Annotated in this window: 17 protein-coding genes; 13 read left to right on the top strand and 4 right to left on the bottom strand. The window is 56.7% G+C overall.

What is annotated here, in order from left to right; all coding sequences use genetic code 11:
* Window positions 1–289: 289 nt before the first annotated feature.
* From yjbE to psiE, 5 genes are all read left to right on the top strand, one after another.
* Entirely contained in the window at window positions 290–532 is a 243-nt protein-coding gene (yjbE, locus tag ACG0Z5_RS09230) for an exopolysaccharide production protein YjbE (protein WP_319627616.1), read from the top strand.
* 65 nt (window positions 533–597) lie between these two features.
* Window positions 598–1236: a YjbF family lipoprotein gene (locus ACG0Z5_RS09225; protein ID WP_394446632.1), complete on the top strand. Its 639-nt coding sequence runs from the start codon at window positions 598–600 to the stop codon at window positions 1234–1236.
* Entirely contained in the window at window positions 1233–1970 is a 738-nt protein-coding gene (locus ACG0Z5_RS09220; protein ID WP_394446631.1) for a capsule biosynthesis GfcC D2 domain-containing protein, read from the top strand. Before ACG0Z5_RS09225 ends, ACG0Z5_RS09220 begins: the two co-directional genes overlap by 4 nt.
* Window positions 1970–4066, top strand: coding sequence for a YjbH domain-containing protein (locus ACG0Z5_RS09215; RefSeq protein WP_394446630.1), 2097 nt, complete (start codon window positions 1970–1972; stop codon window positions 4064–4066). Before ACG0Z5_RS09220 ends, ACG0Z5_RS09215 begins: the two co-directional genes overlap by 1 nt.
* A gap of 131 nt (window positions 4067–4197) precedes the next feature.
* Window positions 4198–4608 carry a phosphate-starvation-inducible protein PsiE gene (gene psiE / locus ACG0Z5_RS09210; RefSeq protein WP_394446629.1) on the top strand — a complete coding sequence of 137 codons (411 nt, stop codon included), beginning with the start codon at window positions 4198–4200 and terminating at the stop codon, window positions 4606–4608.
* A 102-nt stretch (window positions 4609–4710) separates the two neighbouring features.
* On the opposite strand, the gene malG is transcribed toward psiE, so the two are convergent.
* The 3 genes from malG to malE all read right to left on the bottom strand — a co-directional run bounded on the left by malG (window position 4711) and on the right by malE (window position 8471).
* Complete coding sequence (gene malG / locus ACG0Z5_RS09205; protein ID WP_394446628.1) at window positions 4711–5601, bottom strand: maltose ABC transporter permease MalG; 891 nt, start codon at window positions 5599–5601, stop codon at window positions 4711–4713.
* Window positions 5602–5615: 14 nt separating this feature from the next.
* On the bottom strand, window positions 5616–7160 hold the full coding sequence (malF, locus tag ACG0Z5_RS09200; RefSeq protein WP_319627622.1) for a maltose ABC transporter permease MalF: 1545 nt from the start codon (window positions 7158–7160) through the stop codon (window positions 5616–5618).
* Window positions 7161–7280: 120 nt separating this feature from the next.
* Window positions 7281–8471, bottom strand: a complete 1191-nt coding sequence (malE, locus tag ACG0Z5_RS09195; protein ID WP_394446627.1) for a maltose/maltodextrin ABC transporter substrate-binding protein MalE — start codon at window positions 8469–8471, stop codon at window positions 7281–7283.
* A 372-nt stretch (window positions 8472–8843) separates the two neighbouring features.
* On the opposite strand from malE, the gene malK reads away from it, so the two are divergent.
* The 5 genes from malK (at window position 8844) to ubiA (ending at window position 13998) form a co-directional block, all read left to right on the top strand.
* A complete protein-coding gene (malK, locus tag ACG0Z5_RS09190; RefSeq protein ID WP_394446626.1) occupies window positions 8844–9953 on the top strand; it encodes a maltose/maltodextrin ABC transporter ATP-binding protein MalK in 1110 nt (369 codons plus the stop codon).
* Window positions 9954–9993: 40 nt separating this feature from the next.
* A complete protein-coding gene (locus tag ACG0Z5_RS09185) occupies window positions 9994–11343 on the top strand; it encodes a maltoporin (RefSeq protein ID WP_394446625.1) in 1350 nt (449 codons plus the stop codon).
* A 117-nt stretch (window positions 11344–11460) separates the two neighbouring features.
* Window positions 11461–12426 carry a maltose operon protein MalM gene (gene malM / locus ACG0Z5_RS09180; protein WP_394446624.1) on the top strand — a complete coding sequence of 322 codons (966 nt, stop codon included), beginning with the start codon at window positions 11461–11463 and terminating at the stop codon, window positions 12424–12426.
* A gap of 191 nt (window positions 12427–12617) precedes the next feature.
* A complete protein-coding gene (gene ubiC, locus ACG0Z5_RS09175) occupies window positions 12618–13115 on the top strand; it encodes a chorismate lyase (protein WP_319627627.1) in 498 nt (165 codons plus the stop codon).
* Window positions 13116–13128: 13 nt separating this feature from the next.
* Window positions 13129–13998 carry a 4-hydroxybenzoate octaprenyltransferase gene (ubiA, locus tag ACG0Z5_RS09170; protein ID WP_319627628.1) on the top strand — a complete coding sequence of 290 codons (870 nt, stop codon included), beginning with the start codon at window positions 13129–13131 and terminating at the stop codon, window positions 13996–13998.
* A gap of 86 nt (window positions 13999–14084) precedes the next feature.
* Here the strand turns inward: ubiA and plsB are convergent, their stop codons facing one another.
* Window positions 14085–16505 carry a glycerol-3-phosphate 1-O-acyltransferase PlsB gene (gene plsB / locus ACG0Z5_RS09165; RefSeq protein WP_394446622.1) on the bottom strand — a complete coding sequence of 807 codons (2421 nt, stop codon included), beginning with the start codon at window positions 16503–16505 and terminating at the stop codon, window positions 14085–14087.
* 128 nt (window positions 16506–16633) lie between these two features.
* Here plsB and ACG0Z5_RS09160 point away from each other — a divergent pair, with 128 nt between their 5' ends.
* The 3 genes from ACG0Z5_RS09160 (at window position 16634) to dinF (ending at window position 19135) form a co-directional block, all read left to right on the top strand.
* Entirely contained in the window at window positions 16634–17002 is a 369-nt protein-coding gene (locus ACG0Z5_RS09160) for a diacylglycerol kinase (protein ID WP_319627630.1), read from the top strand.
* A gap of 109 nt (window positions 17003–17111) precedes the next feature.
* Window positions 17112–17720: a transcriptional repressor LexA gene (gene lexA, locus ACG0Z5_RS09155; RefSeq protein WP_394446621.1), complete on the top strand. Its 609-nt coding sequence runs from the start codon at window positions 17112–17114 to the stop codon at window positions 17718–17720.
* Between the two features lie 95 nt (window positions 17721–17815).
* The gene (dinF, locus tag ACG0Z5_RS09150) at window positions 17816–19135 is read left to right on the top strand and encodes an MATE family efflux transporter DinF (protein WP_394446620.1); all 1320 of its coding nucleotides are present in this window, start codon (window positions 17816–17818) and stop codon (window positions 19133–19135) included.
* Window positions 19136–19155: the final 20 nt, after the last annotated feature.

The following is a 19155-nucleotide window of genomic DNA, read 5'->3' as shown; positions in this document are numbered from 1 at the left end:
CGATATCTATTCCTGCCGTCGTGTTCAGGTTAATCCTAAAAACGGTTGTGATCGCGAAAGCATATTTTATTTTTTAGGATTTTCTTGAGGAACTGGAATTTACATCTAAATGATTTTCAAGGTTTTATATATTTTCATTGTTCCTGGAATAAAGATTTCTTCCCATAGTCCTAAAACCCGCTTGCTTATTTCCTGCGCCGTAATCCGGCTGCCTGAGTTGTGTATACTCGATGACGCCTGAATATCTCAGGTGAATCTCCATTCATTCAACCAATGAAGGGAAATAGTAATGAAAAAAGCTCTCTATGGCATTTTTGCCATTTCTGCGCTTGCGGCGACGTCTGCCTTTGCGGCTCCGGTGGAAACCGGTGAAGCGGCAGGGTCGGCAGCGACGTCTGTGTCTGCGGGCAGTTCTGCCGCAACCAGCGCCAGCGCCGTAAGTTCGGCCGTGGGGGTCGCACTGGCGGCGACCGGTGGTGGTGATGGCTCCAATACCGGAACCACGACCACGACAACCACAAGTACCCGCTAAGTCTCACGGGTCATTAACCCTAACCACACTTCGGTGTGGTTATTTTGCCCCCTCGGAGAAGAGTCGTGAAGCGACCCATTATTGTTACTCTTTGCCTGCTGCTTCAGGCCTGTTCCGCCAGCACGGAAGGGCTGGGCAAATCGTTTTGGCACAGCCTGTTCGGCACCCCCGGCGTGCAGCTGACCGCCGATGATATCCAGAACATGCCCTACGCCAGTCAATACATGCAGCTCAATAACGGTCCGCAGCTGTTTGTGGTTCTCGCCTTTGCCGAAAACGGCCAACAGAAATGGGTCACCCAGGATCAGGCGACGGTCGTCACCCAGCACGGGCGCATCGTGAAAACCTTGCTCGGCGGTGACAACCTGCTCAGCGTCAGCAATCTCGACGCCGATCCGCTGGTGAAGCCCAATCAGATTGTCGATGGCGCAAGCTGGACCCGGACAATCGGCTGGACGGAACACAAACAGGTGCGCTATGCCACCGCTCGCTCGCAGTTCCACTGGGAAGGCAGCGACACGCTGACGCTGGCCGGTGATTCCACCGCCGTTCGCGTGCTGGTGGAGGATGCCAGTACCGATCAGGCGAGCTGGCAGAACCGTTTTTGGGTCGACAGCGATGGGCAGATTCGTCAATCCGAGCAGTATCTCGGGGCGAATTTCTTCCCGGTGAAAACCATTCTGATCAAGGCGGCGAAGCAATGACAATACGCACCCTTGCCGCCCTGATGGCGTTGCTTATCTCCCCGCTGGCACTGGCCGCAGGCACCGTTGATGTTTATATCAATGGCGCAACACAACCGAAAACCCTGACTGATGCCGCTCATCTGGCGGATTTAGTCGGGCAGCCACGGCTGGAAAACAGCTGGTGGCCAGGGGCCGTGATTGCTGAAAAACAGGCGACCGCCGTGGCCCAGCAGCAGAAAACAGAATTACTGGCGCAGCTTGCCGCCCTGGCGGCAGAGGAAGACGGTGACGACGCGGCGGCGATTAACGCCATCCACCAACAGCTGCAGGCGCTGAACGTCACCGGGCGGCAGTTTGTCAGCCTCGACCCGGACCGTGTGCGTCTGGGGCGTCGCGCGAACCCGCCGCTGGAAGGACACTACAGCCTGTGGGTCGGCAAGCCACCGTCGACGGTAAGCGTTTTCGGCCTCGTCAGCCGTCCGGGCAGCATGGCGTTCACGCCGGGTAAACCGGTCGCCGATTACCTGGACGAAATGAGCCTGCTTAGCGGGGCCGACCGCAGCGATGCCTGGATTATCTATCCCGATGGACGCACAGAAAAAGCCCCGGTTGCCTACTGGAATAAGCGTCATCTCGAACCCATGCCCGGCAGCATCATTTTTGTCGGTTTCGCCGACTCACTTTGGACGAAGAAATATGCCGATCTGAACGCCGCCCTTCTTCGCGCCCTTGCACAGCGGATCCCGGAATAATGAAAAACAGATTTCTCTACAGCCTGCTGGCGCTGGGTGTCAGCGCGGCCTGCCATGCGGAAACGTACCCGGCGCCGATTGGTCCGTCGCAGTCTGATTTTGGTGGCGTGGGCCTGCTGCAAACCCCAACCGCCCGCATGGCGCGTGAAGGTGAGTTGAGTCTCAACTATCGCGATAACGACCAGTACCGGTATTACTCTGCCTCGGTGCAGCTGTTCCCGTGGCTGGAAACAACCCTGCGCTACACCGACGTGCGCACCAAGTCGTACAGCAGCGTGGAATCCTTCTCCGGGGATCAGACCTACAAAGACAAAGCGTTCGACCTGAAATTACGCCTGTGGGAAGAGAGTTACTGGCTGCCGCAGGTCTCGGTGGGGGCGCGTGATATCGGCGGGACCGGGCTGTTTGACGCCGAATATCTGGTGGCGAGCAAGGCCTGGGGGCCGTTTGATTTCAGTCTCGGGCTGGGCTGGGGTTATCTTGGCACCAGCGGCAACGTTAAGAACCCGCTGTGTAGCTACAGCGACAAGTATTGTTCTCGCGATAACAGCTATCGCCAGGCGGGTTCGGTGGACAGCAGTCAGATGTTCCACGGCCCGGCCTCGCTGTTTGGCGGGGTGGAATACCAGACGCCGTGGCAGCCACTGCGCCTGAAGCTGGAATATGAAGGGAATGATTACAGCCAGGACTTTGCCGGAAAGCTCGACCAGAAAAGCAAGTTTAACGTCGGGGCGATTTATCGCGTAACGGATTGGGCCGACGTTAACCTGAGCTACGAGCGCGGCAACACCTTCATGTTCGGCGTGACCGTGCGCACCAACTTTAACGATTTACGCCCGTCGTATAACGACAATTCGCGGCCAAAATATCGGCCGCAGCCGCAGGATGCTATCCTGCAACATTCGGTGGTGGCTAATCAGCTGACGTTGCTGAAATACAACGCCGGTTTTGCGGATCCGAAAATTCAGGTCAAAGGCGACACCCTATACGTGACCGGCGAGCAGGTGAAATACCGTGATTCGCGGGAAGGTATCGAGCGAGCGAACCGCATCATCATGAATGATTTGCCGGACGGCATCAGCACTATCCGGGTCACCGAAAATCGTCTCAACATGCCGCAGGTAACTACCGAAACTAACGTTGCCAGCCTGAAGCGTCATCTGGAAGGCGAGCCGCTGGGCCATGAAACGCAGCTGGTGCAGAAACGCGAAACGCCGATCGTGCCGGATAAAACCGAGCAGGGTTGGTACATCGACAAATCGAGCTTTGATTTCCATATCGATCCGGTGCTGAGTCAGTCAATCGGCGGCCCGGAAAGTTTCTACATGTACCAGCTGGGGGTCATGGCGACCGCCGACTGGTGGGTGACCGACCACCTGCTGACCACCGGCAGCCTGTTTGGCAATATCGCCAACAACTACGACAAGTTCAACTACACCAATCCGCCGACCGATTCGACGCTGCCGCGCGTGCGTACCCACGTGCGTGAATACGTCGAGAACGACGTCTACGTGAACAACCTGCAGGCCAACTATCTGCAATATCTGGGCAATGATTTTTATGGTCAGGTATACGGCGGCTATCTGGAAACCATGTACGGCGGCGTGGGGGCCGAAGTGCTGTGGCGTCCGGTCGACAGCAACTGGGCGTTCGGGGTGGACGCCAACTACGTGAAACAGCGTGACTGGACCAGCTCGCTGAACATGATGAAGTTCACCGATTACAGCGCCAAAGTGGGTAACCTGGCCGCCTACTGGACCCCGCCGTTTGCCCAGGACGTGCTGATTAAAGCCAGCGTTGGGCAGTATCTGGCGGGTGATAAAGGCGGCACGCTGGAAGTGTCGAAACACTTCGACAGCGGCGTGGTTGTCGGGGCCTACGCGACCATCACCAACGTGTCGGCAGATGAATACGGCGAAGGCGATTTCACCAAAGGGGTGTATGTTTCTGTCCCGCTGGACCTGTTCTCGTCTGGCCCGACCCGCAGCCGGGCAGCGGTTGGCTGGACGCCGCTGACGCGTGACGGCGGTCAGCAGCTGGGTCGTAAGTTCCAGCTGTACGACATGACCAGCGATCGCAGTCAGAACTTCCGCTAAGTTTTCCCTCGCCACAACCCTCTCCTTTCGGGGAGAGGGGACTGCGTTGCATAAAACATAAACAAAAAATGTAGATCTGCGTCACATTTTTACGTTATACAGGGATCTCGTCTTTGGGAAGGAGATACAGAATGACGCCGCTTATTCGTCCACGCGTAGAGTTTATCTCCACCGTTTTGCAGACCGTGTTGAACCTGGGTTTGCTCAGTCTTGGCCTGATATTAGTCGTATTCCTCGGCAAAGAAACGCTCCACCTGGCGGATGTGCTGTTCGCCCCTGAACAAACCAGCAAGTACGCGCTGGTAGAAGGGCTGGTGGTCTATTTTCTCTATTTTGAATTTATCGCTTTGATCGTGAAGTACTTCCAGTCCGGTTTTCATTTCCCGCTGCGTTACTTCGTCTATATCGGGATCACCGCCATCGTGCGGCTGATCATCGTCGATCATAAGTCCCCGCTTGATGTGCTGATCTACTCTGCGGCGATCCTGTTGCTGGTGGTCACTTTGTGGTTGTGTAACTCGAAGCGCCTAAAACGTGAGTAAAAAAATGGCGCTCCAGGGAGCGCCAAACAACAGTCACAAGTATGAGGGATAACGATTACAGCGGCATTACAGTGGCATTACAGTGGCATAGAACAATGAAACTTACCCTTTCACCCCGCCGGCGGTCAGGCCGTTAACCAGCCAGCGCTGGGCCAGCAGGAACACCAGGGTTATCGGAATGGCGGAGAGCACAGCCGCAGCGGCAAAGTCGCCCCACAGGTAGTTTTGCGGGTTGAGGTATTGCTGCATCCCGACGGCCAGGGTGTAGCTGTTCACGTCGCGAAGCAGCAACGAGGCGACCGGCACTTCGGTGATGGCGGCGATGAACGACAGAATAAAGACCACCGCCAAAATCGGCACCGACAGCGGCAGCAGCACCAGGCGGAAAGCCTGCCACGGCGTAGCGCCGTCCAGCGCGGCGGCTTCTTCCAGCGAGCCGTCGATGGTTTCGAAATAGCCTTTAATCGTCCAGACGTGCAGGGCGATCCCCCCCATATACGCGAAGATGACCCCGCCGTGGGTATTCAGGCCGATGAACGGAATGTACTGTCCGAGGCGGTCAAACAACGCATACAGCGCGACCAGTGACAGCACCGCCGGGAACATCTGGAAAATCAGCATACTTTTCAGCAGGGTGGCCTTGCCCGGGAACTTCATGCGGGCGAAAGCGTAGGCGCAGGTGGTGGACAGCGCCACGATACCCACCGCGGTGATCCCCGCAATTTTGATTGAGTTCCACAGCCACAGCAGCACCGGGAACGGCGGCGGCGTGACCCGGCCATCGGCGTGTTCGACGCTAAAGCCCAGCGCCAGCTTCCAGTGCTCCCAGGAGATTTGATCCGGGATGAGGCTGCCGGTTGCAAAGTTACCTTCACGCAGCGAGATAGCGATAACCATCAGCAGCGGGAACATGATCGCGGCGATAAACATCAGCAGTAACAGATGCGTGATGAACAGACGCAGCTTTTGAGATTTCGGTTGAACCATTGCCATTGTCGATAGCTCCCTTAATCGAATTTCATGCGCGTGGCTTTGAGGTTAATAATCGCCAGCGCCCCTACCAGCAGGAAGATCAGCGTCGCAATCGCCGCCGCCAGGCCGAAGTCCTGACCGCCGCCGCCTTCAAAGGCAATACGGTAGGTGTAGCTCACCAGCAGGTCGGTATAACCCGCCGGGGTGGTGGTGCCGAGACGGTCCGGGCCCCCGTTGGTCAGCAGCTGGATAAGCACAAAGTTGTTAAAGTTAAAGGCGAAGCTGGCAATCATCAGCGGCGTCAGCGGCTTGATAAGCAGCGGCAGCGTAATCTTAAAGAAGTTCTGGAACGGGCCTGCGCCGTCCATCGCCGAGGCTTCGTACAGGTCTTCCGGAATCGCCTTCAGCAGCCCCATGCACAGGATCATCATGTACGGATAGCCGAGCCAGGTGTTGACGATGATGATCATCGAGCGGGCAGTGGTCGGGTCGCTAAACCACGCCGGCTTGATGCCAAACAGCGCGCTCAGCATCATGTTGATTTCACCAAAGCTCTGGTTGAACAGCCCTTTGAAGATGAGGATCGAGATGAACGACGGCACGGCATACGGCAGGATTAACAGCACGCGGTAAATGGCTTTGCCTTTCAGCGATTCCCACTGCACCACGCATGCAAGCACCATACCTACGGCGACGGTCAACAGCACGGTCAGCACCGAGAACACCACCGTCCAGACGAAGATGGCGAAGAACGGTTTCTGAATGCCTTCGTCGGTGAATACCCGGGTGAAGTTGTCCCAGCCGATGCTAACGGTATAACCCGGGCTGAGTTTCTCATCGCCCCAGTTGCCGTCGGCGTTGACCGACTGATAAAAACCTATCTGATTATTCGGGCGGTATTTCACGCCGCTCTGATTGTTGGTCAGCTCACCTTTTTCGCCCTCGGTATACAGCGGGCGGGTACCGGAGAACTGGCGCAGGGAGCTCATGATGACTTTGCTGTCATCCGGCAGAATAGCGGTCAGTTGGTTCAGCGCCTGGCGATTCTGGGTGATCACCCGCAGGTTGCCGCGTTCGCCTTCCGGCAGCGCGTCGGCTTCTTTCAACGTAATCTTTTGCTCGCCGCCAAATTTAAAGGCATCGGAGACATAATTTTTACCGCTCTCGCCGTCGGTCAGCGCCAGTTTCCACTCACTGCCCGCCGGGTATAAGCCGAAGTTATAGGTTTTGCCCGCCTGATAAGAGCGGTCCATTAACACCTGCTGCGCACGCTCCTGCGTCAGCTGGTTGGTGCTGCTGTAGTTGGTGAAGGCGATGGCGATGGTACACACCAGCGGGAACAGCACGAACAGGCCCATCCCGGCCATACCAGGATAGACATAGCGCCACGCATAGGCTTTGCGGTTGGCGAAGATATACAGGCCAGCAGAGCTTAAAATCAGCGTCATGATGGCGAACAGGTATTCCCCCTGGGCATACATTAAAACAACAAGGTAACCCACCAGCAGGCCCAGTAGCCCGACCACGGACCACTTCAGCGTTTCGCTTTGCCACCAGTGACTCTTTTTAACGACATCCATGGGGTAATTTCCTCTACAGCTGTGAAAACGTGTAGGCCGGATAAGACGCTTTGCGTCGCCACCCGGCAACAGCGCCTGATGACGCTTCGCTTATCAGGCCTACATTTCGTGCCTTATGACTTACTTAGTGATACGACCCTGAGCATCTTTCAGCGCAGCATCCACGCTCTGACGTCCGCTGGCGGCGTTGATGACCGCGGTGCGGGTGGCGTACCAGAAGGCGGCCATCTGCGGGATGTTAGGCATAATTTCACCTTTCTGGGCGTTGGCCATGGTGGCGGCGATACGCGGATCTTTTTCCAGCTGTTCCTGGTAAGATTTCAGCGCCACGGCACCCAGCGGTTTGTCCTTGTTCACATCCGCCAGACCGTCGTTGGTCAGCAGGTAGTTTTCGAGGAACTCTTTTGCCAGCTCTTTGTTCGGGCTAGCAGCGTTGATGCCCGCACTCAGCACGCCCACAAACGGTTTAGACGCTTTGCCTTTGAAGGTTGGCAGCAGCGTTACGCCGTAGTTGATTTTGCTCTTGTCGATGTTGGACCACGCCCACGGACCGTTGATGGTCATCGCGGTTTCGCCCTTGTTGAACGCCGCTTCCGCGATGGAGTAATCGGTATCCGCGTTCATGTGTTTGTTCTTAATAAGGTCAACCAGGAAGGTCAGGCCCGCTTTTGCCCCTGCATTGTCTACGCCGACATCTTTCACGTCGTATTTACCGTTTTCAAACTTGAAGGCATACCCGCCGTCGGCAGCAATCAGCGGCCAGGTGAAGTACGGTTCTTGCAGGTTGAACATCAGCGCGGATTTACCCTTCGCCTTCAGCGCTTTATCCAGCGCTGGGATCTCTTCCCAGGTTTTCGGTGGGTTCGGCACCAGGTCTTTGTTATAGATGAGCGACAGCGCTTCGACCGCGATTGGGTAGGCGATAAGCTTGCCGTTGTAGCGTACGGCATCCCAGGTGAACGGATACAGTTTGTCCTGGAACGCTTTGTCTGGGGTCACTTCAGCCAGCAGGCCGGACTGCGCGTAGCCACCAAAACGGTCGTGCGCCCAGAAGATAATGTCCGGGCCATCGCCAGTAGCGGCAACCTGCGGGTATTTCTCTTCCAGTTTATCCGGGTGCTCAATGGTCACTTTGATGCCGGTGTCTTTCTCGAATTTCTTACCGACTTCAGCAAGGCCGTTATAGCCTTTATCGCCGTTGATCCAGATAACCAGCTTGCCTTCTTCAATCTTCGCGAAGGCAGAGGCGGAAAACATCATCGTGGTCAGTGCAGACAGCGCGAGGATGCGAGCGCCAGTTTTGATTTTCATATATCCCGTCCTATTTGGTGATGTGCTCGTGGATACGCCTGGTGGCTTTTACAACGCTGAGTTTCCTTTCTTAGCAACCTCTTTCCATCCTCCCCAACCCTACGCCCCACCGCTCCTTTCTGTGATCTCTGTTGCATAAACTTTAGTTATGAGTCCTGGCGCACACAAAACGACGCCGAATTTTGCCGTGTGCATCACGAATTTCGCCAGACCACGCCAGACGCGGGGGCAGAGCAGCCCTCCTCATCCTCCCGTCTCCTCCCCCATCAAAAACCCAGGGGGTGGAGGATTCACGAAAGTTATTGGTCGCGCATAGTCAGCCCCAGAATGAATATTTCTTTTCGTGACAGGTTGTAACCAAGGGAGAAGGGGATGGCGAGCGTACAGCTGCGTAATGTAACGAAAGCCTGGGGTGACGTGGTGGTGTCGAAAGACATCAATCTCGACATCCATGAGGGGGAGTTCGTGGTGTTTGTCGGGCCATCAGGCTGCGGTAAATCCACGCTGCTGCGCATGATCGCCGGGCTGGAAACCATCACCAGTGGGGACCTGCTGATTGGTGACAAGCGGATGAACGACACGCCGCCCGCCGAGCGTGGTATCGGCATGGTGTTCCAGTCTTATGCGCTTTACCCCCATCTCTCGGTGGCAGAGAACATGTCGTTTGGCCTCAAGCTTGCAGGGGCGAAAAAAGATGTGATCGCCCAGCGCGTGACCCAGGTGGCCGAAGTGCTGCAGCTGGCTCACCTTCTGGAGCGTAAACCGAAAGCGTTGTCCGGCGGGCAGCGTCAGCGCGTGGCGATTGGCCGTACGCTGGTGGCTGAGCCGCGGGTGTTCCTGCTCGATGAACCGCTTTCAAACCTCGATGCCGCACTGCGTGTGCAGATGCGTATTGAGATCTCCCGACTGCATAAGCGTCTGGGGCGCACGATGATTTACGTCACCCACGATCAGGTCGAAGCGATGACCCTGGCCGACAAAATCGTGGTGCTGGATGCCGGGCGCGTGGCGCAAATCGGCAAGCCTCTCGAGCTTTATCACTATCCGGCGGACCGGTTCGTCGCGGGCTTTATCGGCTCGCCGAAGATGAACTTCCTGCCGGTGAAAGTCACCGCCACCGCCATTGAGCAGGTGCAGGTGGAATTGCCAAACCGTCAGCAAATCTGGCTGCCGGTGGAAAGTACCGGCGTGCAGGTTGGCGCCAACATGTCATTAGGCATTCGTCCTGAGCATCTTCTACCGAGTGATATCGCCGATGTCACCCTCGAAGGGGACGTGCAGGTCGTCGAGCAACTGGGTCACGAAACGCAAATTCATATCCAGATCCCCGCCATCCGTCAGAACCTGGTGTACCGCCAGAATGACGTGGTGTTGGTAGAAGAGGGAGCCACATTCGCTATCGGTCTGCCGCCAGAGCGTTGCCATCTGTTCCGTGAGGATGGTTCCGCATGTCGTCGGCTGCACAAAGAACCGGGCGTTTAAATCCCATAACAAAAGAAAAGCAATGGTCTCAGGAGATAGAATGATGATTACTCTGCGCAAACTTCCAGTGGCAATCGCCGTGACAGCAGGCATTTTGTCTGCGCACGCGGGCGCCGTAGATTTTAAAGGTTACGCCCGTTCGGGTATCGGCTGGACCGGTAGCGGCGGCGCGCAACAGTGTTTCCAGGCAACTGGCGCACAAAGTAAATATCGTCTCGGTAACGAATGTGAAACGTACGCCGAACTGAAATTTGGTCAGGAAGTGTGGAAAGAGGGCGATAAGAGCTTCTACTTCGACACCAACGTCGCTTACTCCGTAGCACAGCAGAACGACTGGGAAGCCACCAGCCCGGCATTCCGTGAAGCGAACGTGCAGGGTAAAAACCTGATCGACGCTCTGCCAGGTTCCACTATCTGGGCCGGTAAGCGCTTCTATCAACGTCACGACGTTCACATGATCGACTTCTACTACTGGGATATCTCCGGTCCGGGTGCAGGTCTGGAAAACGTGGATGTGGGCATCGGTAAACTCTCCTTCGCGGCAACCCGTTCGACCGAAGCAGGCGGCTCCAATGCCTTCGCCAGCGACAATATTCGTGATTACACCTCCTCAACCGCCAACGACGTGTTTGACGTGCGTTTGGGCCAGATGGAAATCAACCCAGGCGGTACCCTGGAGCTGGGTGTGGATTACGGTCACACCAACGTAAATGACGATTACTACCTGCAGCCACAGGCATCGAAAGATGGCTGGATGTTCACCGCTGAACACACCCAGAGCATGCTGAAAGGCTTTAACAAGTTTGTGGTGCAGTACGCCACCGACTCCATGACTTCTCAGGGTAAAGGCCAGGCACAGGGTGCTGGTGTTGGTCTCGGCAATGACGAGAGCGGCAAACTGTACGCGTACGGCATTAACAACGACGGCCACCTGCTGCGTATCCTCGACCACGGTGCAATCTCCCTGGGCGACAGCTGGGACCTGATGTACGTCGGTATGTACCAGGACATCAACTGGGATAACAACAACGGCACCAAATGGTATACCGTCGGTGTTCGTCCGATGTACAAATGGACCCCTATCATGAGCACCTTGCTGGAAGTGGGCTACGACAACGTCAAATCCCAGAACACCGGCGACACCAACAACCAGTACAAAATTACCCTCGCACAACAATGGCAGGCTGGCGACAGCATCTGGTCCCGTCCGGCTATCCGTGTGTTCGCCACCTACGCCAAGTGGGATGAGAAATGGGGTTACGACACTTCCGGCAGCCCAGCGACCAACAACGGAAACTACAACTCCAACTTCGGTATGCAGACCGCTGGCCTTGGCCGTGGCGACAACGACGAGTGGAGCTTCGGTGCCCAGATGGAAATCTGGTGGTAATTCGCAGTTAAGTTAACCCACTGTTATGCCACACAAAGAGGGACGAAAGTCCCTCTGTTTTAGACTCAGCGCGCTATTGCCTGGCTACCGCTGAGCCCTGTCTTTGAGGTGATAAAAATGAAAATGAACAAAAGTCTCATCGCGCTGTGCCTCTCTGCTGGTCTGCTGGCAAGCGTCCCCGCCGTCAGTTTTGCTGAAGTGAATTTCGTGCCGCAGAACACCACTGCCGCACCGGCTATCCCGGCAACTGCGCTACAGCAGTTGGTCTGGACGCCCGTTGATCAAGCTAAAACCCAAACCACTTCTCTCTCCGGTGGCGGTCAGTCGCTAAACGTGCCGGGGATCTCTGGCCCGGTGGCGGCGTACAGCGTCCCGGCAAACATTGGTGAGTTGAACATTACCCTCACCAGTGAAGTGAACAAACAAACCAGCGTGTATGCGCCGAACGTGCTGATTCTGGATCAGAACATGACGCCATCGGCGTTCTTCCCGAGCAGCTACTTTACCTACCAGGAGCCGGGCGTCATGAGCGCCGACCGTCTGGAAGGGGTAATGCGTCTGACCCCAGCATTGGGTCAGCAGAAAATTTATGTGCTGGTGTTCACCACCCCGCAAGATTTGCAGCAAACCACGACCCTGATTGACCCGGCAAAAGCCTACGCTAAAGGTACAGGTAATGCGGTGCCGGATATTCCGGACCCGATTGCCCGGCACGTGACCGAAGGCACGCTGAAGCTGAAAGTGAAAACCTCGTCCGCCTCCAGCGTGCTGGTTGGCCCACTGTTTGGTTCTTCAGGCCCTGGTCCAGTCACCGTGGGTAACACGGCGGCACCGGTTTACAGCGCACCTGCGGCCGCCCCGGCGACGGCGGCAGTCGCAGCCTCAGCCACCGCGGCATCAGCACCGGCAGTGAAGAGCGAACCGGTTCTCAATGACACCGAAAGCTATTTCAACAACGCAATTAAACAGGCTGTGGAAGAGGGCAATATCGATAAAGCCCTGAAACTGTTAAACGAAGCCGAGCGCCTCGGTTCGACTTCAGCGCGTTCCACCTTTATCAGTAGTGTAAAAGGCAAGGGGTAAAAACATCTCCCCACATTGCTGATGTTTAGGCCCTGGCCATTCGGTGCGTCTCCCTCGACGCACCGTTTTTTCTGACGCAACGGCGGATGTTGCATCCCTGTTGCGCCGCCGCGCGGATATTAACGTTTCTTCCTCCCGCTAACCCTTTTCTACGATACAATGCCGATAAGTTTTGTATCGGAGAGTCTGGCATGTCACACCCTGCGCTGGCGCAGCTGCGTGCACTACGCTATTACACCACCCTTCCGGAACTCGATGCGGCGCTGCTCGACTGGCTGCTGCTGGAAGATTCCATGACCAAACGTTTTGAACAGCAGGGCAAGCGCGTCACCGTGACGCTGGTGCGTGAAGATTTCGTGGGTCAGGATGAGGTCGCCGAAGAACTGGCGCTGCTGCCCGCCGAGCCGCGCTACTGGCTGCGTGAGATTTTGCTCTGCGCCGACGGCGAACCCTGGCTTGCCGGGCGAACGGTGGTGCCGGAATCTACCCTGTCGGGACCGGAGCTGGCGCTGCAACAGCTCGGCAAAACCCCGCTGGGGCGCTACCTGTTTACCTCATCCACCTTAACCCGTGATTTTATTGAAATTGGTAAAGATGCAGAGCTGTGGGGGCGTCGTTCCCGCCTTCGGCTGAGCGGAAAACCGCTGCTGTTAACCGAGCTTTTTCTGCCTGCGTCGCCGCTGTACTGAGAGGAAGAGAATTATGGAGAGGAGTCTGACGCAAAATAAGCTCCAGGCTTATAGCCGTCTGATGCGTATTGATAAGCCGATAGGCTCGCTGCTGCTGCTCTGGCCGACGCTGTGGGCGCTGTGGGTAGCCATGCCTGGCGTACCGCCGCTGTGGATCCTCGCGGTGTTCGTGGCGGGGGTGTGGATGATGCGTGCCGCGGGCTGCGTGGTGAACGACTACGCCGACCGTAAAATTGATGGTCACGTCAAACGCACCGCCCATCGCCCGTTACCGAGCGGCGATATCAGCGAGAAAGAGGCGCGCATCCTGTTTGTGGTGCTGGTGGTGCTCTCGTTCCTGCTGGTACTGACGCTCAACACCATGACTATTCTGCTGTCGGTGGCCGGTCTGGCGCTGGCGTGGGTGTATCCGTTTATGAAACGCTACACCCATCTGCCACAGGTGGTGCTGGGCGCGGCGTTTGGCTGGTCTATCCCGATGGCCTATGCCGCGGTCAGTGAATCGTTGCCGCTGAGCTGCTGGCTGATGTTCCTGGCAAATATCTGCTGGACGGTGGCCTACGATACCGAATATGCGATGGTTGACCGGGATGACGATTTAAAGATTGGCGTCAAATCTACCGCGATTCTGTTTGGCAAACACGACAAGCTGATCATCGGGATTTTACAGGTCTTATCGCTGGGATTGATGGTGGCGGTCGGCTGGCTGAGCCATCTGAACTGGGAATTCTACTGGTCGATTTTCATCGCCGGGGCGCTGTTTATTTATCAGCAGAAGCTGATTAAAAACCGCGATCGTGATGCCTGCTTTAAAGCGTTTATGAACAATAACTACGTGGGGCTGGTGTTGTTTATCGGTCTGGCGATGAGCTATATGCTTTAACCTCTTCCCGGCGGCGAAATGCTTGCCGGGCAAAAACAAAAAAGCCGGAGCAACTCACATTGCTCCGGCTTTTTTACGCGCTAAGGTCAGGCGTCCTGATTGGCGCTCTCGACGGTCAGACGCACATCGGAAGCAATCAGCTCCGCCAGCATCTGATACACCTTCAGCGTTTCCGCCGGTTCGGCATCGCCGGTATCACTGATGTATCCTTCGTCACGCAGGGTCAGCACCAGGGTACTGAACACCGCTTTATCGAAGAACTCCGGCGCGTTGATGCCATGCAGCACTGACAGGCGTTGTGCCACGGTGCGGCTCTCTTTCTCCAGCGTGCTGCGGTTGATGGACGGATTCGCACTCAGTAGCCAGAAGGTAATGGCGTAGCGTTGCAGCGTTTCACGGGCACCGGCAGCCAGCAGTTGCAGGGTACGGGAGTGCGACGGATTGACGCTAACGTCGTCATTCTCAACGGTGATCAGCGCCTGACGCTGCATCTCGGCCAGCAGCAGGTCGATAACGCCCGCCAGCTCGTCTTTTTCCCAGCGCAGGAACAGCTCGGCTTTCAGCATCGGGTACAGCACTTCCACATGTCGCACCATCTCCGCGCGGGAGATTTTGCGATGCTGGGTCACAATCGCGGCCAGCAGCGACGGGATCATCAGCATGTGAGTGATGTTGTTGCGATAGTAGGTCATCAGCACTGCCTGCTCGCGCGGCAGGATGATGATATCGCCGATGGTGTCTTTCTCGACTTCGAACTTGTTCATCTGCAACGCGTGATCGATAAGCTCACCGGCGGTGGCAGAGGGCACGGTGGAATCCGAGGAATACGGCACATTGCGCATCAGCTGCAGATAGCAATCGAGCTGCTCGGTTAGCTGTTCACGGGTCAGCGAGCGCTGACGCGAGGCCAGCAGCGCCGTCACACACAGGTTCATGGCGTTGGCCGCCCCGGCGTTGTTAATGCGCACCATCAGGTCTTCGGCGATGTTGTTCACGGTCGGCGTCAGCCAGGCCGGACGAATGGATTCAATCGGGTCGATGGACTCCCGCCACTCCGGCACGTGCTGGTTGAGATAGGTCATCAGCGGCATCGGTTCGCCAAAGTTGACGTAGCCCTGACCGAGATTACGCAGTTTGCTCAGGCCGCGCAGCATCTGCGGCAGGCTCTCTTTCTCTTTGGTCGCCCCGCGCAGCTCTTTGGCGTAGGTGCCCACTTCCATCACGTGCTCGTAGCCGATGTAAATAGGCACAAGGGTGATTGGACGGGTGCCGCCACGCAGCATTGCCTGAATGGTCATAGACAGGGTGCCGGTTTTCGGATCCAGCAGACGACCGGTACGGGAACGCCCACCTTCCACGAAGTACTCAACGGAATAGCCGCGGCTGAACAGCTCGCCTAAGTATTCGCGGAATACGGTGGAATACAGCTTGTTACCCTTGAAGGTACGACGAATAAAGAACGCGCCCAGGCGGCGGAAAATCGGGCCCGCGGGCCAGAAATTCAGGTTGATGCCGGCGGCGATATGCGGCGGTACCAGGCCCTGGTGATAAAGCACGTAAGAGAGCAGCATGTAGTCCATGTGGCTGCGGTGGCAGGGCACATAGACAATCTCATGGCCGTCGTGCGCCAGCTGACGCACGCGCTCGGCGTTATTGACGTTGATCCCCTGGTACAAACGGTTCCAGGTGAAGCCGAGTACGCGGTCGGTGAGACGAATCATCTCGTAAGAGAAGTTGGCGGCAATCTCTTCCATCAGCGCAATGGCGTTCTGCTGTGCTTTTTCATGGGAGATTTTCTTGCTACGCGCTTCGTCTTCCACCGCACGGGCAATCGCTTTGGACGCCAGCAGCTTATTGAACAAGTCCTGACGGGCTGGCAGACGCGGGCCAACGGCAGCCAGACGCTGACGGGCAAAATGGGTACGCGCTACGCGGGCCAGCTTCTGAGCGATGATTTTATCGGTGCCATGCTCGGTGGCCATGCGGCGCAGCGACACGGACGGCGAGAAACGCACGAAGCTGTCGCGACCAAGCCAGGTCACGGCGAAGAATTTCTGGAAGCCGTTCATCATGCGCAGTGGCGGATTAGCTTCGCCTTTTTCACGGCCCGGTGAGCGACCAAACATCACCGACACAGGGACCATTTGCACATCGAGTTCTGGATTGCTGCGATGCAAATCCAGATAATTATGGAAGAGCTTGATAGACTCTTCTTTCGGCGTGTAATACGTAAACGCGCGCGGCCCGCCGTGAATGAACACGTAGCGCGGCAACACGGTGCCGTCGATCTCCAGCGGTTCCAGTGGATCCGGGAGGTCATGCGCCAGACACTGGGCGCGTAAGGTCAGCAGATCTGCTTTCGAGTTATACGGCAGAACATACATAATTGGGCGTGAGGTATCGAGTCCCAGCTCCTCGGCAGGATTTGCCGGGATAGACTTGCTTTTTACCAGCACGCTTAATGGTAAATTCAGTAATTTATAGTAAATTCGTGGCCAGCCAGACATAAACGATGTAAAGCCTCTGGTTAATCATGCAAATGCGCCGCAAGGATAACAGAAAGTGCACAGAATATCTGTTCTACCACGCGCGGCACACACCGACATTGACGCTAATAATGTAAAAGGTTCTTTTGATGGCAAATGATACCACCGGGTTCACCCGAATCTTCAAAGCGGCAGGCTATTCCTGGAAGGGCTTCCGCGCCGCATGGCAAAACGAAGCGGCCTTTCGCCAGGAGGGAACCGCCGCCATTATCGCCGTCATTATTGCCTGTTGGTTAGACGTGGATGCGATAACCCGGGTGCTGCTGATTGGCTCGGTCCTGTTGGTGATGATAGTGGAAATTCTCAACAGTGCGATTGAAGCCGTGGTCGATCGCATCGGCACAGAACGTCACGAGCTGTCCGGGCGAGCAAAAGACATGGGCTCCGCCGCGGTACTGCTGTCGATTATGGTCGCCGTCTTCACCTGGGTGTCGCTGCTGTGGACGCATTTTCGCTAACGCTCGCATAATTACGCAAACGTCTGGTTTTTTGTGCGTTTTGCGGTTCCAAAATCGCCATTAGCTGTATATACTCACAGCATAACTGTATATACACCCAGGGGGCGGAATGAAAGCGTTAACGACCAGGCAGCAAGAGGTGTTCGATCTTATCCGGGATCACATCAGCCAAACGGGCATGCCGCCAACGCGTGCGGAAATCGCGCAGCGCTTGGGGTTCCGTTCCCCGAACGCGGCTGAAGAGCACCTGAAAGCGCTGGCACGTAAAGGCGTAATCGAGATTGTTTCCGGCGCATCCCGCGGTATTCGTCTGCTGATTGAAGAAGAATCAGGCATTCCGCTGATTGGCCGCGTCGCAGCAGGTGAACCCCTGCTGGCACAGCAACATATCGAAGCACATTACCAGGTCGATCCAGCGATGTTTAAGCCGAGCGCTGATTTCCTGCTGCGCGTTAGCGGCATGTCGATGCGTGATATCGGTATTCTCGACGGCGATCTGCTGGCGGTACACAAAACCCAGGACGTGCGTAACGGCCAGGTGGTTGTCGCCCGTATCGATGACGAAGTGACCGTGAAACGCCTGAAAAAGCAGGGCAGCACCGTTGAACTACTGCCGGAAAACAGTGAGTTTTCCCCGATTGTGGTCGATCTGCGCAAGCAGAACTTCTCCATCGAAGGGCTGGCGGTTGGCGTTATCCGCAACGGCGAATGGCAGTAACCGTCTCGCCAGGCCGGAATTAAGTATTTTCAGTGGCGCCGTTCTGGCGCCATTTTGTTATCTTTTTTACCTCATTCACTCTCACAGGTTTTCTCATGTCGCTATTCACCGCTGCGGACAAGGCATTGTGGCGTCTCGCGCTACCGATGATTTTCTCCAACATTACCGTGCCACTGCTTGGGCTGGTGGATACGGCGGTTATCGGCCATCTCGATAGCCCGGTGTACCTCGGCGGCGTGGCGGTCGGATCAATGGCGACCAGCTTCCTGTTTATGCTGCTGCTGTTCCTGCGTATGAGCACGACCGGCCTGACCGCGCAAGCCTTCGGCGCAAAAGATCCTGTTCGCCTCGCCAGAGCGCTGGTACAGCCGTTGCTCCTGGCGCTGGGCGCGGGAGCGGCCATCGTGCTGCTGCGCATCCCGTTGATTGACCTGGCGCTGCATATTGTCGGCGGCAGCGAGGCGGTGCTCGAACAGGCCCGCCGCTTCCTCGAGATTCGTTGGCTGAGCGCGCCTGCATCGCTGGCTAACCTGGTGCTGTTGGGCTGGCTGCTTGGGGTTCAGTATGCGCGGGCCCCGGTGATTTTGCTGGTGGTCGGCAATGTGCTGAACATCGCGCTCGATTTATGGCTGGTGATGGGCCTGCACATGAACGTGCAGGGCGCTGCGCTGGCCACGGTCTGCGCCGAATACGTGACTTTTTTCATCGGCCTACTGATGGTGCGTCGGGTGTTACACCTGCGGGGCATTTCGTGGGCGCTATTGAAAGACGCCTGGCGCGGTAATATTCGCCGCCTGCTGGCGCTCAACCGCGACATCATGCTGCGCTCGCTGCTGCTCCAACTGTGCTTTGGCGCGCTGACGGTAATGGGCGCCCGGCTTGGGAGCGACATCGTCGCGGTCAACGCGGTGCTGATGACCATGCTGACCTTTACCGCCTACGCGCTGGACGGCTTTGCCTACGCGGTGGAAGCCCACTCCGGCCAGGCGTATGGTGCGCGGGATGGCAGCCAGCTCTTGCAGGTCTGGAAAGCGGCGTGCCGTCAATCCGGCATTGTCGCCCTGGCGTTTGCGCTGATTTATGCCCTGGCGGGGGAACACATTGTCGCCATGCTAACGTCCATCACTGAACTGCGTGAACTGGCCGATCGCTACGTTATCTGGCAGGTGGTTTTACCGGTAATAGGCGTGTGGTGTTATCTGCTTGATGGCATGTTTATTGGTGCGACGCGTGGGGCGGAGATGCGTAACAGCATGGCGGTAGCGGCGGCGGGTTTTGCCCTGACTCTGCTCACCGTGCCCGTTTTCGGCAACCACGGATTGTGGCTGGCGCTGGCGGTATTCCTCGCTCTGCGCGGCCTGGCGCTGGCGTGGATTTGGCGGCGTCACTGGCAACACGGAACCTGGTTTTCGTAGCCGCTTCGTTTTTAGTCGAT

This window comes from Scandinavium sp. M-37, from assembly GCF_043558715.1.
Classification (GTDB): domain Bacteria; phylum Pseudomonadota; class Gammaproteobacteria; order Enterobacterales; family Enterobacteriaceae; genus Scandinavium; species Scandinavium vulneris_A.
Note: the sequence above shows the minus strand (reverse complement) of the source record. Positions and strands in the feature narration are given on the sequence as shown.